Genomic DNA, 16,353 nt, shown 5'->3' on the forward strand with positions numbered 1-16,353 from the left:
CTAGGATTTCGGCAATATAGAAACAAGATATGGCTGTAATCAGCCCGATGTCGAACAATTTGACGATATTTTTTAGCAAGTCCCGGTTTCGGTCCCGCTGCAAATTGTATTGCGAGGTTGAACCGTGATGAACTTGGGAAACTCGGATTATATAATGATTTCAGATAATTCGGCGGAGAAACTTGTCGATCGCGCAGCCGTTCTCGTGGCTGCAGCCAAACGGGCGGGAGCTGATCAGGCTGACGCAGTCGTGATGCGAGCACGGTCAGTTAGCGTATCAGTGAGGTTGGGCAAGGTTGAGGGAACCGAATCGTCGGAAAGTGACGATTTCGCTCTGCGCGTTTTTGTGGGCCGTCGCATTGCGAGCGTTTCGGCCAATGCGAGCGCCGATCCCGACCGTCTCGCCGAGCGTGCTGTTGCTATGGCACGCGTTGCGCCGGAGGATCCCTATGAGCAACTCGCAGACCCATCGCTGCTTGTTGTTTCGCCTCGTGATCTTGATCTCTACGATTCAACGGAAATCGATTCCGACCGTTTGACGCAGGACGCACTTGCGACGGAAGCAGCTGCACTCGCAGTCAGCGGCGTGACGAATTCAGGCGGAGCTGGTGCCTCGCGCAGCCTGGGTGGTCTGGTGCTGGTCACATCGACAGGCTTTTCGGGGCATTATGCTGCTACACGCTTTGGACGATCGGTCTCGGCCATTGCGGGCGAGGGCACGAAAATGGAGCGCGATTATGATTTCAGTTCGCGCCTGCATTTTTCTGATCTTGATACGCCTGATGATATCGGTCGTCGCGCTGGTGAACGCGCTGTGCGGCGGTTGGGTGCACGTCAGGCGAAGACGGGGCCTGTCACCGTTATCTACGATCCTCGCCTTGCGCGCGGTATTGCGGGACATCTTGCAAGCGCGATTAATGGCGCTTCTGTTGCACGCAAGACGAGCTTTCTTCGTGACAGTCTCGGTAAACAGGTTCTCAAGAACGGCATAAATGTTACTGACAATCCGCTGCGTGTGCGCGGTTCGTCTTCGCGCCCGTTCGACGGCGAAGGGATTGAGGGGCAATCTTTGACGATGGTGGAGGATGGCGTTCTCAAACACTGGCTGCTTTCTGGATCGAGCGCCCGGGAACTGGGCCTGCAAGGCAATGGTCGTGGTGTTCGTTCGGGCTCTGGCGTTTCGCCTGCTTCAACCAATTTTGCCATCGAGCCCGGTTCGCAGTCGCCGGAGGAATTGATCCGTGCAATAGGCACAGGTTTTTATGTGACAGAGGTATTCGGGCAGGGCGTTGACATGATCACGGGCCAATATAGCCGCGGCGCGTCGGGGTTTTGGATCGAAAATGGCGAACTTGCCTACCCGATCAGTGAAGTGACGATTGCTTCGAACCTCAAGGACATGTTCCTCAATATGACACCCGCCTCCGATATTGACCGAAACTTCGGGATGACGGCACCGACACTCGTAATTGAAGGCATGACTCTTGCCGGAAACTGACAGGCACAACGAAATTGTCAGTGAACTGACGCTTCTGCGTGATGCTGCGCGTGAAGCCGGACGTATCGCGATGCGCTACTTCGGTCGTTCTCCGGAAGTCTGGCTGAAGGATGGTTCATCGCCGGTCAGTGAAGCTGATCTGGCTGTTGACCGCTATCTAAAGGATGTTCTTTTGAAAGCGCGGCCAGATTATGGCTGGATATCGGAAGAGACCGTCGATGAACGGGCGGCTGAAAAACGCAGCCGCGCCTTCGTTGTCGATCCGATTGACGGCACCCGTGCATACATCGCTGGACAGGATCAATGGTGTATTAGCATAGCCGTTGTGGAAAATGGCCGCCCGTTGGCTGGCGTTCTGGAATGTCCGGCGCGCAACGAACTCATCGAAGCAGGGAAAGGCGTTGGGGCTTCACAAAACGGTGCTGTGATACGTGTCAGATTACCATCGCCCGGTGAACAGGTGACAATAGCATCAGCCCGCAATATGGTGACGGCACTCCCGGAAAGCTGGCGGGATCGTGTAAAGATTCATCCCTATGTTCCCTCGCTGGCCTACCGTATCGCTATGGTGGCGCGTGGAGATATAGCGGGCACCTTCATTCGGCCAAATTCACATGATTGGGATTTGGCAGCAGCTGATCTGATCCTGAGTGAGTCGGGCGGGGCAATCCTGACAAGCGATGCCCTACCGATCCAGTATGGTGGTCCGACGTTGAGCCATGGCGCTCTCGTTGCCGCCAGCGGAGACCTTCTGCAAAAAATGTTGAGTGTTGTCGCGGACTGACCCTTGGGTTAATCATGCCGCGAACCAATTTTGTTCAGGGATAATTGTCATGAGCGTCGAAGGCGACAAAAAGCAGCTTCTTCATCTGGTGTTCGGCGGTGAGCTGAAAAAGCTCGGTACCGTTGAGTTCCGCGATCTTGAAAACGTCGATATCGTTGGCATCTACCCGGATTACGAGTCGGCCAAGACCGCATGGAAGTCGAAGGCACAGCAAACAGTAGACAATGCTCATATGCGCTATTTCATCGTGCACCTGCATCGGTTGCTCGATCCAGAAGGCGTGACGCTGAAGGCGGATTGAGCAGTTTGACTGCTCCCGGCCAATATCGGATGCAAAGCGGAGATAGCCCGGGTCAGACCACCGGGCATAAGAAGCAAGGATTCGCGAAGCGCCTCTGGCGACGTATTCGCGGGCCACTGGCGCAGTCTGCCGTGGTTAAAGCCATGCTGGTCTGGCTGATCACCTCCTACTTCAAGCTTGTCTATTTCACAAATTCTCGCTTGAAAGAATCAGCAGACCCACAGGCGCTGGTGGGTAAAGACGATCCTTTCATCGTGACTTTCTGGCATGGGCAACATCTCATGGGACCGTTCATCTGCCCCAAGGGAATTGAACTTGTCGCCATGTTTTCGCGCAGTGCAGATGCGGAACTGAACGCTCGTGTTGCGGAAAAACTTGGATTGTTGACAGTGCGTGGCTCTGGTGGACGAGGTTCGCGCTCCAAGCCTGAAAAGGGAGGCGCGCGCGCGCTTCTGACGTTGAAGAATGCTCTCAAAAACGGGCAGTCGGCATCAATTATAGCGGACATCGCTCACGGCAAAGCGCGTGAGGCCGGAGAAGGCATCATTTTATTGGCGAAATTGTCCGGTCGTCCGATAATACCGGTTGCTTATGCTTTCTCACGGAACCATGTTCTGGAAAAGTCCTGGGATAAAACGACGATTCCGCTGCCCTTTGGGCGTTCGATTATCGTGCGCGGCGACAATGTATGGGTCGACGCGGATGCCGATGAAACGCAATTGGAAGAAAAACGCATGGAGCTAACGCGCCAACTCAACGACGCGACCGTCAAGGCCTATGCTGCGTTGGAGAAAGCGAAATGAGCGAACGCTGGGCGCGCAATATGTTGTCTGCCTACCGTGCACTCGGTTCCGCGGCCTATCCATTTATGGGGCCTTACATCGCCTATCGTGCGTCTCGCGGCAAGGAAGAGCGCATGCGCCGCGGCGAGCGCTACGGCAAATCCGCCATAGCACGTCCGCAAGGGCCGGTTATCTGGGCCCACGCGGCAAGCGTTGGTGAAACCGTCGCGATCACGCCATTGATTGAGCGGATCGCTGCGACTGGTATCCATATCGTGCTGACGACAGGTACTGTGACGTCGGCAAAAGTTGTCGCAGATCAGTTAGGTAGTAAGGTCATTCACCAATACGCGCCGCTGGATTTGCAACCGGCGGTTAACAGGTTTCTCAACCACTGGAAACCTGATCTTGCCATCGGTTGTGAATCTGAAGTCTGGCCTGCTACTGTGCTTTCACTTGGCAGTCGCCACACGCCGCAGGTTCTGGTCAATGGGCGCATGTCTGACCGCTCTTTTGCTGCCTGGCAGAAAAGACCGGCTCTGGCCGAAGCGCTCTTTGAAAATTTTGCCTATGTGGTCGCACAGTCGGAACTAGATGCAGATCGCTTTCGTACGCTGGGAGCGCGGCCTGTCAGTGTTTCAGGTAATCTCAAGGTCGATACGAATCCGCCGCCGGCTGATCCACAGGCTCTGGCCGCATTGCAACGCCAGATCGGTGGACGGAGAACGTGGGCCGCAATTTCGACCCATGACGGCGAAGAAGCGATCACAGCAGAAGTTCATCAGATGCTGAAAGTACGCTATCCGCATCTTGTCACGATCATCGTGCCGCGTCATCCAGATCGTGCTGCGGCCATTCAGGCTATGCTGGCTGAAAAGGGGCTCAAGGTTGCGCGTCGCAGCGCCAATGAGCCGATTGAAGCCGACACAGATATCCTGCTCGGAGATACCATTGGGGAGATGGGACTTTATCTTCAGCTCACCGAAATAGCATTTATTGGCAATTCGCTGACCAAGGAAGGTGGACACAACCCTCTGGAACCGGCGATGATGGGAACTGCTGTGTTAACAGGACGAAATGTCCAGAATTTCCGTGAATCCTTCCAACGCCTCATCAAGAATGGGGGCGCACGCATTGTGAAGGATCGCAATATGCTCGCAGGAGCGATCAATTTCCTGTTCAACAACCCTCAGCATCTCCGTGCCATGATCAATGCCGGGGTGAGCACGGTCAGGGATATGCGCGGCGCACTGGATCGTACGCTTGTCGCACTCGAGCCGTTTATCCAGCCATTGATCCTGCAGGCACAGTTACCCGGCAATCGCAATGAGGCTGCCTATCAGACAGGCGGTCACTGAGCATGGTGAGTGAAGCGCCGCCTTTCTGGTGGGATAAACCTGATTGGCGCGCTTTGTCTTTGGCGCCTGCTGCCTGGCTCTACGGAGCCGTGGCGGGCCGTCGGCTTTTGAAAGCGGAACCACCAAAAATTTCTCTGCCGGTTCTTTGCGTGGGCAATTTTACCGTAGGTGGGGCCGGAAAAACACCGACTGCAATTGCTTTTTCTGCTGGTGCAAAAGCACGAGGTCTAAACCCCGGAATTGTCTCACGCGGATATGGCGGCGCTTACAAGGGACTACACGTTGTTGATCCCGCGCATGACAGTGCGCGTTACGTCGGAGATGAGCCACTCCTGCTGGCACGTCATGCTTCGGTGGCTCTCTGTCCTGATAGGCTAAAGGCGGCTCGATATTTACAGGCGCTCGGTTGCGATTTTATCATCATGGATGACGGTTTCCAGAGCGCACGACTTTTTGCCGATTTTTCGTTGCTGGTTGTGGATGCTGCCCGTGGTATTGGCAATGGTAAGGTCATACCGGCAGGCCCCCTGCGGGCTCCACTGACAGATCAAATGCGTAAGACCGACGCTTTGCTGCGTATCGGCAAAGGTGATGGTGCTGATTTCGTTATCCGTCAGGCAGCACGAGCAGGTAGACCGATATATGAAGCTCAGCTTAAGCCGTCGTCTACCGTACCGGTAGCGGGCAATCGTTGGCTTGCATTTGCGGGCATAGGTAATCCTGAAAAATTCTATGCAAGTGTTGCTGAAGCAGGCGGTGAGATTGTGGAAACACGTTCGTTCCCCGATCATCACAGCTTTGCACCAGACGATATTCGCAATCTGACAGACACAGCCCGTCGTCAGGGATTGGGATTGATCACTACTGCGAAGGATCAGGTGCGTCTGGCAACGATGATTGGAGTTCCTGCCGGTTTTCTGACGAAACTCGCTGTCCTTAACGTTGATCTCAAATTTGATCGCAACGATGCGCTTGACCACATTCTGGATACGGTCATCGAGCGCTTCAAAAGCCGTGTTACAAGCTGATTTTAAGCCTTCTTTCGGCTACGCATTTCAGGATTGACTTCCAACTCACGTTCAAAAGAAATCAGGCCTGTTGCGTAGGGTTCCTGCCGCGAAACACTCCAATATTTGAGTTCATCGAGCGGGATATGGGCGCCTGTCACCGCGCACGCGACATAGGCTCCATGCCTGACGATTTCATAATCACCGTCGAGATAGCGCAGAACAGCTTCAGAAGAACGGGGGGATTCAAATTTATTCATGTGTGTAAAACCTTTGTAGCCGACTCTAGCAAGCGTCGTGCGTTGCGTCCAGCAGTACAACATCATACGTCGTTGTAATTCTATCAGCGCCTGCCAAATAGCCGTTCGATATCTATCAGTTTCAGTTCGATGTAGGTTGGGCGACCGTGATTGCAGGTGCCTGAGCCGGGGGTGGCTTCCATTTCACGCAGGAGCGCATTCATTTCTTCAGGCTTCAACCGTCGCCCCGAGCGAACGGAACCATGACAGGCCATTGTTGCGGCCACATGGTTCAACATGGCCTTCAATCCTTCAGATGTGTCGTGTTCCGCAATCTCATCCGAAAGATCGCGGATCAGCTGCTGCACGTTCATTTCTCCGAGCATTGCGGGCGTTTCACGCACTGCGATGGCACCGGGTCCGAATTGCTCGATGCCAAGGCCAAAGCGGGCAAGTGTTTCCGCGTGGGTTGCCAGTCGCTCGGCGTCTTCTTCTGGCAGATCCACAATTTCAGGAATAAGCAGCATCTGTCCCGGTATGGGGCGGGAATGCAGGGCGTTTTTCAACGCCTCGTAAACAAGACGTTCGTGAGCCGCATGCTGATCTACAATGACGAGACTGTCTTCGGTTTGGGAGACAATATAGTTCGCGTGGATTTGCGCGCGGGCTGCCCCGAGTGGCTTTTGCTGGAGTTCCACTGGTGCTTCGTCACGCGTCGCTCGGACATCTGCCGCCAGCACGTTAACGGTGGCGAGCGTCGCCTGGTCACTTTCCTGAAAGGAGCGTGCCGCTCCCAAGTCCAGCGGCCGATGCGCCGGATGTGCGGTCTGCGGTGACCATTCGGTTCTCGGCGAGAAAACTGCGGGGTGCCAGCTCCCCGATGCATAACCAGCCGAAGAAGGCCGCGATGTGAATGATGGTGAGGGCGGCTGGAATCCTTCTGCACGGAACGCTTGCAGCATGGCATCGGCACCGCTGGTCGCAGGCCGAATACCTGACTGCGCCAGTGCTTGTTTGATCGCCCCGACGATCAGTCCGCGCACGAGACCCGGATCACGGAAACGGACGTCAGCCTTGGCAGGATGCACATTAACGTCGACTAGTGCCGGGTCCAGCGTCAGAAACAGTACGGCAACCGGATGACGATCGCGTGCCATGACATCCGCATAGGCTCCACGCAATGCGCCGAAAAGCTGTTTGTCCCGCACCGGGCGCCCATTCACATAGGCGAACTGATGCAGGGCGTTGCCACGATTATGGGAGGGGATGCCGACAAACCCGGCCAGACGCACGCCGTCGCGTTCCGCGTCAATGGCAAGCGCATTTTCGCCGAATTCTTTTCCGAGCACCTGATTGATGCGCTCAAGCGTTGCTTCTGCGCCGCTGCCGGTTGCGGCCAGTTCCAGCGGTGTCCTGTCGGTGCCTGCAAGCGAAAAGCGGACATGGGGAAAGGCAATTGCGATGCGCTTGACGACGTCGGTTATGGCAGCAGCTTCCGCACGATCCGTTTTCATGAATTTGAGACGGGCAGGCGTCGCGTAAAAAAGATCGCGGACCTCGGCAATCGTCCCGCGATTGAGCGCGGAAGGACGGGGACCGTCGAGATGTCCGCCGGAAACCGATACTTCAAAGCCGGAGTCAGCGTCCTGCGGACGAGATTTGAGGGTCAGTTTTGCGACCGAGCCAATGGATGGCAGAGCCTCCCCACGAAACCCAAGTGCGCGAATGTCGTGCACATCGTCCGAAAGCTTGGAGGTACAATGGCGGGAGACTGCCAATGGAAGCTCATCGATCGGAATTCCCGAACCATTATCAGTCACGCTCAACAATGTCTTGCCACCGCCACCGGTCACGACCTCAATGCGGGTCGCGCCAGCGTCGATAGCATTTTCGACAAGTTCCTTGATAACGCTGGCGGGGCGTTCGATGACTTCCCCCGCCGCGATCTGGTTGATGATGGTTTCGCTTAAGTGTCGAATTGGCATGGTTGGACTATAGAAGGATTCGCTTCTGTAAAGAACACGCTTCTACAGCCTGTCCAGACTGCCTTTTGTGCATCTGACGGGCCGCCGAAGTGCACAGTATTGTTGACAGGTAACCACCTTACTGCGGGGCATAATCCTTATATGCTGGCAAATTCAAATCCTTAAGGCTGTCTGCATTGACAACTGCACGTGCCACGGCTTCTGCCATAACAGTCGCTGCAATTGCTCCAATCGCAGTTACATCGGCTTCCACGTCTTTTGCCTTGCCTGTGGAAAGTGCGAAGATCGTGTCACCGTCCCACATGGTATGGATTGGGTTGATTGTGCGCGCAAAACCGTCATGCGCCATGCCCGCAATCTTTTTCAGCTGAGCCTTGTCGAACGGGACGTTGGTCGCTATTGCGCCAATCGTGGTGTTGGCACCGCCGGACTTGACCACGCCATGGCCCTGCATGATGGCGGACATCGTATCACGGAAGCCCTTGCCGTCCTCGGTCCGCGCCCCAGCCAGAATCTGGCGTGAATTTGGCGCATAGACGTCACCAACAGCATTGACGGCAACAATCGCGCCGACAACGATTTCGGTGCCAGGCACCTTATAACTGGCTGTGCCGAGCCCACCCTTCATGGCGTAGTCCATGCCGAACATTTTGCCGACGGTAGCGCCTGCACCAGCACCGATGTTGCCTTCTCCAGAAGCTTCAGCCTTGGCGGCCTGGCATGCCAGATAACCGGCTTCCTCATCGGGGCGCACAGAAAAATCTCCGACACCGAGATCCATCAGGATTGCTGCTGGTACAATCGGAACGACGCCTTTGCCGATCTTGAAGCCGAGATTGTTCTCTTCAAGATAACGCATAACGCCAGTCGCAGCCGCCAGACCATAGGCACTACCGCCTGAAAGCAGAATAGCTTGAACCTGCTGCACATAATTGATCGGATCGAGCAGATCGGTTTCACGCGTACCGGGCGCCGAACCGCGTACATCAACACCTGCGGAAGCGCCTTCTTCGCAGAGAAGAACGGTGCAGCCGGTCGGGCGTTTTGTTAGTGTGTGGTGTCCCAGCTTGATTCCGGGTACATCCGTGATGCTTCCACCCATAAGCTCCAGCATGCCTGCTCCTCCCTCAGTAGCTGCCGATGCCGCATTGACGACAAAGGGCATTGCCCCAAGTCCCGCAAGCGACTTGGCGAATGTTCTGCGATCCATGAACAGTTTTCTCCTCCATTTTCGCTCTATTGAGAGAGCGTATTCTTTTCGCGCGCCCGGCGCTGGCGCAGTACGTCTGCCACGTAGTCACGTGACAAAGCATGGTAGAGCGGCTCGTGAGAGATCAGCCGTGCAGTGCCGTAGCCCAGCATCGATGCGCACATGAGTGGAATGACGTTGTTATGATTGCCGGTCATTTCCAGAATGATGACGAATGCAGTCATCGGCGCTTGCACGACGCCGGCAAAGTAGCCTGCCATACCGAGAACAGCAGCAAGACTCGCACTGGTTCCAAGAACCAGGCCGATTGTGCTGCCCAGTCCCGCACCGACCGACAAAGAAGGTGCAAATATTCCGCCCGGTATCCCCGAAATCATGGAAAGGAGACCGGCAAGGAACTTCCCTATGAAATAAAGAGGTGGAAGAGCCAACCCTTCCACGGCGCTCCGTGCCTGATCGTAGCCTGCTCCAAAGGTCGATCCGCCGGACGCAATGCCAATGATAGCGACCAGAAGACCGCAAATTCCCGCGAAAAATACGGCATTGCGAAGAGGGGCCTTTTGTATGCGGCGTCGCACACGACGTCCTAGTTCGAGTGCGAGTGCACTGAAGGCAGCCCCGAATGCTCCACCAATTACACCGCACGCAATCACCAGAACCCAGTCTTTGCCGCTGGAAGCGGTAACGGTAGTCAGCCCGAAATAATTATAGTTTCCAACGAGGCCAAGTGAAGCAAGACCGGCGAGAATAACAGCAGATAATACGAGACCGTTGGTTCGTGCGGCGTAGGCGCGCCCCATCTCCTCAATAGCGAAGACAACACCTGCAAGGGGGGTATTGAACGCAGCCGCTATACCTGCGGCAGAGCCTGCAAGGATGAGACCACGCGCTTGTTCCATGCCGCCGAAACGCGCAGATTGCATCATGATGGACGCGCCGATCTGCACGGTTGGACCCTCACGACCGATAGATGCACCACTGAAAAGCCCGGCCAGAGTAAGAATGATCTTACCGATCGCGGTTTTGAGTGAAAGCAGCAGAGTTCGATCTTCATGATCGTGCAAATGGCGTGCGGCAATTGCTTGCGGAATGCCACTGCCTCCAGAATTTGGAAACCAGGATAAGGCTATCCAGGAGCAGGCCATAAACCCCACCGGCGTGATCAGCAGGGGAAGCCATGCACGCCAGCCGCTTCCACTTGTGAGGCTCTTGAACCAATCTTGTGCAATGTCCGCAGCTTCGGCAAAGCCTACACTGATAAGACCGATGGCCAATGCGCCGCACCAGAAGACCAGTCGCGGTTTCCAGACATGTGGTGAGATCCACATGGCTTTTGACCGGCGGATGAGTGGAACGCGTCTATAGGATTTTCTCACTTTGCCCCTGCAAGCCTGCTGCTGCCCGATTTCGATGTGTGCAGAGATTTATCACGTAAATCCTTATCGGTAACTGAAACTTGTCAGCAAAAGGCTTTCCATTTGGTCATAACCGTGTTACCAGCCGGTGCCAATTCAACCTAGCAAACCAGATGTGTCGCTGCTCCCGGACCTATTCCGGAGAGGCGGCTTTTCTCATTCGATAAAATCGGCAAAGGAATTGGCAATGGCTAAAATCGTGGAATCGCCCACTGGCGCTCTCGCTCTCACATTTGATGATGTGCTGTTGCAGCCGGGCCATTCCGAAGTAATGCCGGGGCAGGTTGATCTGCGCACGCGCATCGCCAAGGATATCGAGCTTAACCTTCCTCTTCTTTCTGCTGCCATGGATACGGTGACGGAATCCCGTCTGGCTATTGCGATGGCGCAGGCCGGTGGTATTGGCGTCATTCACCGTAATCTGACGCCGGAGCGTCAGGCGGAAGAAGTCCGTCAGGTAAAGAAATTTGAATCCGGCATGGTAGTAAATCCGGTTACCATCGGGCCGGATGCGACACTTGCCGACGCTCAGGCATTGATGAAGGCACATGGAATTTCGGGTATTCCGGTCGTTGAGAATGCTACCAAGGGTCCGGGGCGTCTTGTCGGTATCCTGACCAATCGCGACGTCCGTTTTGCGTCCGATCCGAAGCAGAAAATCCACGAGCTGATGACCCGTGAGAACCTCATTACGGTTCGCGAGAATGTCAATCAGGACGAAGCAAAACGTCTGTTGCACGCTCATCGTATTGAAAAGCTTCTCGTTGTCGACGATCAGGGTCGTTGCGTTGGTCTTGTTACCGTCAAGGATATTGAAAAGTCGCAGCTCAATCCGAACGCCGCCAAGGACGCTCAGGGACGTCTGCGCGCTGCTGCAGCAACGAGCGTCGGCGAGGATGGTTACGAACGCGCCGAACGTTTGATTGAAGCCGGTGTCGATCTTCTGGTGGTGGACACGGCGCATGGCCATTCGCAGCGCGTTCTTGATGCAGTGGCCCGTATCAAGAAAGCCTATCCGAATATAGCAATTCTTGCAGGTAATGTGGCAACGACCGCTGGTACACAGGCACTGATTGATGCCGGTGCGGATGCGGTCAAGGTTGGTATCGGGCCGGGCTCGATCTGCACGACGCGTATTGTTGCCGGTGTCGGCGTTCCACAGCTTTCGGCCATTATGTCAGCCGTTGAAGCAGCGCAGAAGCAGAATATCCCGGTAATCGCTGATGGCGGCATCAAGTTTTCGGGCGATTTCGCCAAAGCGTTGGCCGCTGGAGCAGTCGCGGCAATGGCTGGTTCGCTGTTGGCCGGTACGGAAGAAAGCCCCGGCGAAGTCTATTTGCATCAGGGCCGCTCGTTCAAAGCCTATCGCGGTATGGGTTCGGTCGGTGCCATGGCGCGCGGCTCGGCTGATCGTTATTTCCAAGCGGAAGTGCGCGATGAGCTGAAGCTCGTACCGGAAGGCATCGAAGGACAGGTGGCTTACAAGGGGCCGATTTCCGCGGTCCTGCACCAACTTGCAGGCGGTTTGCGCGCTTCCATGGGCTATGTAGGCGCGAAGACGCTGGAGGAATTCCGCGAGAAAGCGACTTTTGTGCGCATTTCCAACGCCGGGTTGCGGGAAAGCCATTCGCATGGCGTTGCAATCACCCGCGAAAGCCCGAACTATCCCGGCGGCATGTAAACCTGTCTCATGGTATTCATGATAGGGCGGCTTTAGGCCGCCCTTTTATTTTGTGAATGCTGCCAGTTCCTTTGAACGAATGAAAAGCCCATTGGCGCTTTCCACGATACAATCACCAAGCGCCTGAAAATCTTTTCGGCGCATACTCTGTCGCCGCCAGAATAAGGCGATTTCCCGCTTTGGTTGCTCGCCGTCAAAGGGCACGATGCGCATATGATTGCTGCGTGCTTCCGCGCGCACCGCGATTTCGGGAATGAGAGTAAGGCCCATTCCATGACTCACCATTTGTAAAAGGGTGGTCATGCTGGTGGCACCATACTTTACGAGCTGGCGCTGAGAAGGCAGCGAACAAACAGCCAATGCCTGATCCCTCATGCAATGCCCCTCTTCCAACAGGAGTAAACGGTCGAGAGCGACGTTGTCCTGTGTCATAGGCGAAGCGAGAACCGTTTGATCATTAGTTGAGGTCGCAATCAGGAAGCGGTCATCGAACAGCTTTCTTTGGGCAAGCCGCTCATCATCAATGGGAAGGGCAGCGACAATTGCATCGATTTCACCCGCGTGCAGTTCATCAAGAAGTTTCGCGGTTACGCTTTCTCGCAATTGGAGGCGGAATGACGGATGCCGTTCGCGCAAAAGAGGGATGAGAACCGGGACCAAATACGGAGCAACAGTCGGAATGATGCCCAGCCGCAGCCGTGTTTGTAACAATCCCCGGCTTTGCGCGGCTATTTCCTCAAGTGTGTGGAGTTCGCGCAAGATGGTCTGGATACCCGGATAAAGCTGCTTGCCGAGCTCCGTCATGATCACCTGTCGCTGCGAGCGCTCGAAAAGGGGCGCGCCTGCAAGAGCTTCCATTTCCGCGATCTGGGCCGAAAGGGCCGGCTGGGACACGTGTGCCAGTTGCGCGGCTTTGCGGAAATGCAGCGTGGCGGCAAGCGCTTCGAAATAGCGCATTTGACGTACTGTAAACATGATAAGAAAAACTTATCGAAAATAATCGGAAAAGCAATTGGAGATTATGATTGGAATAGGTCTAATCTGAGCCAGTTACCTAGCCACGGCGCGACACGGACGAACTGTGTCGTGCTTATAGCAAGGCTAGTTGTATTCCAATATTGGCTTTTCAGGAGGGAATTCCCATGACAGATCGCCCAATTATGACGACGAGTGCAGGCGCTCCGATACCGGACAACCAGAATTCCCTGAGCGCAGGTGAGCGCGGCCCGCTTTTAATGCAGGACTATCAGCTCATTGAAAAACTAAGCCATCAAAACCGCGAACGTATCCCGGAACGTGCCGTTCATGCCAAGGGCTGGGGCGCTTATGGTACGCTGACCATCACCGGCGATATTTCGAAATACACCAAGGCCAAGGCACTGCAGCCGGGTGCCCAGACGCCGATGCTGGCGCGTTTTTCGACCGTTGCCGGCGAGCAGGGTGCTGCTGATGCCGAGCGCGACGTGCGCGGCTTTGCTCTCAAGTTCTATACGGAGGAAGGTAACTGGGATCTGGTCGGCAACAACACCCCTGTGTTCTTTGTACGCGACCCGGTCAAGTTCCCGGATTTCATCCACACCCAGAAGCGTCATCCCAAGACGAACCTGCGTTCGGCGACCGCTATGTGGGACTTCTGGTCGCTTTCGCCCGAAAGCCTGCATCAGGTGACGATCCTAATGTCCGATCGCGGCTTGCCAACCGATGTGCGTCATATCAACGGTTATGGTTCTCACACCTATTCGTTCTGGAACGATGCCGGTGAACGCTATTGGGTCAAGTTCCATTTCAAGACCATGCAGGGCCACAAGCACTGGACCAATGCTGAAGCCGAAGGTGTGATTGGTCGCACGCGAGAATCCACGCAGGAAGACTTGTTCACTTCCATCGATAAGGGCAATTTCCCGAAGTGGAAGGTTCAGGTGCAGATCATGCCGGAACTCGACGCCGACAAGACACCGTACAATCCGTTTGATCTTACCAAAGTCTGGCCGCATGCGGACTATCCGCCGATCGATATCGGTATCATGGAGCTGAACCGTAATCCGGAAAACTACTTCACCGAGATTGAAAATGCGGCTTTCTCGCCGTCGAACATCGTGCCGGGTATCAGCTATTCACCCGACAAGATGTTGCAGGCGCGTATTTTCTCCTATGCGGATGCGCATCGTCATCGCCTTGGTACGCATTACGAAAGCATTCCGGTCAATCAGCCGAAGTGCCCGGTTCATCACTATCACCGTGATGGTCAGATGAATGTCTATGGCGGTATCAAGACCGGCAATCCGGACGCCTATTACGAGCCGAATTCGTTTAACGGCCCGCTCGAACAACCGTCGGCCAAGGAACCGCCGTTGCGCATTTCCGGCGATGCCGCCCGTTATGACCATCGTGTGGGAAACGACGATTACTCGCAGCCGCGGGCCTTGTTCAATCTGTTCGATGACGGACAGAAACAGCGTCTGTTCTCCAATATTGCGGCGGCAATGGGTGGAGTTCCGGGCTTCATCGTCGAGCGTCAGCTCGGCCACTTCAAGCTGATCCATCCCGACTATGAGGCTGGTGTGCGTAAAGCCTTGAAGGATGCACATGGTTATGAAGCCAACACGATTGCTACAAATGAAGAGGCAACGGCAGCCGAATAAACCGTGTTTATAAGACAGAAAGAAAGCCGGAGCTCGTTGCTCCGGCTTTTTTGTTTTGATTTGCCGATTGCCTTTTCCCTGCAAGGAAGGCTATGCCCGAGCAGGCATTCGAGAAGGAGACACAATGCGGCTTGGCGGACGCCTGCAGGCGGCTATCGAGGTATTGGATCAGATTGAAGCGGGTACACGCCCGGCTTCTGACGTGCTGAAGGATTGGGGCGCTTCCCATCGTTTCGCAGGTGCGGGTGACCGCGCTGTGATCGGCAACATCGTCTATGATGCGCTGCGCCGCAAATTATCCATCGCATGGCGAATGGATGCCGATGACGCACGCGCTCTGGCTTTTGGCGCACTATTGGCCGACGGCGGCATGGATATTGCGACCATCGACGCCGCTCTCGATGGAGACAAGTTTGCGCCGAAAGTGCTGGAGCAGCCGCGTCGTATTGCTTGGGAAAGCAGGGATGTCACTGAAGCGCCTGCCCATGTTCAGGCGGATGTGCCCCAATGGTGTGCATCGTCGCTTGAGGAACTTTTCGGCGCGCGCTGGGTGGATGAAGGCAGGGCGCTGGCAACGCGACCGCCAGTCGATCTTCGTGTGAACAGTTTGAAGGCGACGCCGGAAAAAACGCTCACAGCACTTGAAAAGGCTGGTGCTGCACCCGCGCCGTTCCTTGCGCAGGCGCTACGCATCCCGCCGATTGAAGCACTTGGACGCCATCCGAATGTGCAGGGCGAGCAGGCCTTTCTCGACGGCTGGTTCGAGGTCCAGGATTTGGGGTCACAGCTTGCTGCCCTCTTTGCCGGTGCCAAACCCGGCCAGCAGGTACTGGACTATTGCGCTGGAGCTGGTGGAAAGACATTGGCTTTGGCCGCTGCGATGCAGAATAGCGGTCAAATTCATGCCTATGATGCTGAACGTGCGCGGCTTTCGCCCATGCATGAGCGGCTACAGCGTGCTGGGGTGCGTAACACGCAGGTCCATGGAAATCTCGATGCACTGGACCCACTGACAGGGCAGATGGATCTCGTGCTGACCGATGCGCCTTGCACTGGTTCCGGCACATGGCGCCGCCGCCCGGATGCGAAATGGCGGTTGAACGACCAGCAGCTTGAGCGGCGTGTTCAAGACCAGAAGGAAGTGCTGGAATCTGCCAAGCATTATGTGAAGCCGGGCGGACGTCTGGCCTATATTACCTGTTCATTGTTCGCAGAAGAAAACACGAGACAGATTGCACAGTTTCTCACAGGGAATGCTGATTTTACGGAAGTTGCGCCAGAGGCTTTGTGGGATACAATTGTAGCGGACGCTGGTGATGTGAAGCCAGTATTCTCGTCGCACGGCGCGGTATTCTCGCCATTGTCCACTGGCACTGACGGGTTTTATGTGAGCCTTCTGCAGAGATCAAACTAAAGCATTTCCAGCAAAAGTGCGAAGCGGTTTTGCGTTG

The 16,353-nt window shown here is 55.4% G+C and carries 14 protein-coding genes; 9 read left to right on the forward strand and 5 right to left on the reverse strand.

All coding sequences use genetic code 11. The features are described 5' to 3' along the window. Nucleotides 1–154: 154 nt before the first annotated feature. The 6 genes from AC1RHM_RS09855 to lpxK are packed head-to-tail and all read left to right on the forward strand — an operon-like array spanning nucleotide 155 to nucleotide 5,751. On the forward strand, nucleotides 155–1,498 hold the full coding sequence (locus AC1RHM_RS09855) for a TldD/PmbA family protein (RefSeq protein ID WP_010661006.1): 1,344 nt from the start codon (nucleotides 155–157) through the stop codon (nucleotides 1,496–1,498). After that, on the forward strand, nucleotides 1,485–2,282 hold the full coding sequence (locus AC1RHM_RS09860; RefSeq protein ID WP_010661007.1) for a 3'(2'),5'-bisphosphate nucleotidase CysQ: 798 nt from the start codon (nucleotides 1,485–1,487) through the stop codon (nucleotides 2,280–2,282). Before AC1RHM_RS09855 ends, AC1RHM_RS09860 begins: the two co-directional genes overlap by 14 nt. A gap of 49 nt (nucleotides 2,283–2,331) precedes the next feature. After that, nucleotides 2,332–2,583, forward strand: coding sequence for a DUF4170 domain-containing protein (locus AC1RHM_RS09865; protein WP_010661008.1), 252 nt, complete (start codon nucleotides 2,332–2,334; stop codon nucleotides 2,581–2,583). Nucleotides 2,584–2,612: 29 nt separating this feature from the next. Continuing rightward, the gene (locus AC1RHM_RS09870; RefSeq protein WP_010661009.1) at nucleotides 2,613–3,386 is read left to right on the forward strand and encodes a lysophospholipid acyltransferase family protein; all 774 of its coding nucleotides are present in this window, start codon (nucleotides 2,613–2,615) and stop codon (nucleotides 3,384–3,386) included. Continuing rightward, nucleotides 3,383–4,723, forward strand: coding sequence for a lipid IV(A) 3-deoxy-D-manno-octulosonic acid transferase (gene waaA / locus AC1RHM_RS09875; protein WP_010661010.1), 1,341 nt, complete (start codon nucleotides 3,383–3,385; stop codon nucleotides 4,721–4,723). The genes AC1RHM_RS09870 and waaA overlap by 4 nt, the downstream gene beginning before the upstream one ends. 2 nt (nucleotides 4,724–4,725) lie before the next feature. After that, a complete protein-coding gene (gene lpxK, locus AC1RHM_RS09880; protein WP_010661011.1) occupies nucleotides 4,726–5,751 on the forward strand; it encodes a tetraacyldisaccharide 4'-kinase in 1,026 nt (341 codons plus the stop codon). Between the two features lie 2 nt (nucleotides 5,752–5,753). Here lpxK and AC1RHM_RS09885 read toward each other — a convergent pair whose 3' ends face one another. The 4 genes from AC1RHM_RS09885 to AC1RHM_RS09900 form a co-directional block, all read right to left on the reverse strand. Beyond that, complete coding sequence (locus tag AC1RHM_RS09885) at nucleotides 5,754–5,990, reverse strand: DUF2093 domain-containing protein (protein ID WP_010661012.1); 237 nt, start codon at nucleotides 5,988–5,990, stop codon at nucleotides 5,754–5,756. Between the two features lie 83 nt (nucleotides 5,991–6,073). Further along, complete coding sequence (mutL, locus tag AC1RHM_RS09890) at nucleotides 6,074–7,954, reverse strand: DNA mismatch repair endonuclease MutL (protein WP_010661013.1); 1,881 nt, start codon at nucleotides 7,952–7,954, stop codon at nucleotides 6,074–6,076. Nucleotides 7,955–8,072: 118 nt separating this feature from the next. After that, nucleotides 8,073–9,164, reverse strand: a complete 1,092-nt coding sequence (locus AC1RHM_RS09895; protein WP_010661014.1) for a P1 family peptidase — start codon at nucleotides 9,162–9,164, stop codon at nucleotides 8,073–8,075. A gap of 26 nt (nucleotides 9,165–9,190) precedes the next feature. Continuing rightward, complete coding sequence (locus AC1RHM_RS09900; protein WP_029376223.1) at nucleotides 9,191–10,540, reverse strand: chloride channel protein; 1,350 nt, start codon at nucleotides 10,538–10,540, stop codon at nucleotides 9,191–9,193. Nucleotides 10,541–10,766: 226 nt separating this feature from the next. Here AC1RHM_RS09900 and guaB point away from each other — a divergent pair, with 226 nt between their 5' ends. Further along, entirely contained in the window at nucleotides 10,767–12,260 is a 1,494-nt protein-coding gene (guaB, locus tag AC1RHM_RS09905) for an IMP dehydrogenase (RefSeq protein ID WP_010661016.1), read from the forward strand. Nucleotides 12,261–12,305: 45 nt separating this feature from the next. Here the strand turns inward: guaB and AC1RHM_RS09910 are convergent, their stop codons facing one another. Further along, nucleotides 12,306–13,235, reverse strand: coding sequence for a hydrogen peroxide-inducible genes activator (locus AC1RHM_RS09910; RefSeq protein ID WP_029376224.1), 930 nt, complete (start codon nucleotides 13,233–13,235; stop codon nucleotides 12,306–12,308). Between the two features lie 167 nt (nucleotides 13,236–13,402). On the opposite strand from AC1RHM_RS09910, the gene katA reads away from it, so the two are divergent. Further along, nucleotides 13,403–14,902, forward strand: a complete 1,500-nt coding sequence (katA, locus tag AC1RHM_RS09915) for a catalase KatA (RefSeq protein ID WP_010661018.1) — start codon at nucleotides 13,403–13,405, stop codon at nucleotides 14,900–14,902. 124 nt (nucleotides 14,903–15,026) lie between these two features. Then, nucleotides 15,027–16,316 carry an RsmB/NOP family class I SAM-dependent RNA methyltransferase gene (locus AC1RHM_RS09920; protein WP_010661019.1) on the forward strand — a complete coding sequence of 430 codons (1,290 nt, stop codon included), beginning with the start codon at nucleotides 15,027–15,029 and terminating at the stop codon, nucleotides 16,314–16,316. The last annotated feature ends 37 nt before the right edge of the window (nucleotides 16,317–16,353 follow it).

It is taken from the genome of Brucella sp. GW823-FHT04E01 (assembly GCF_058796175.1).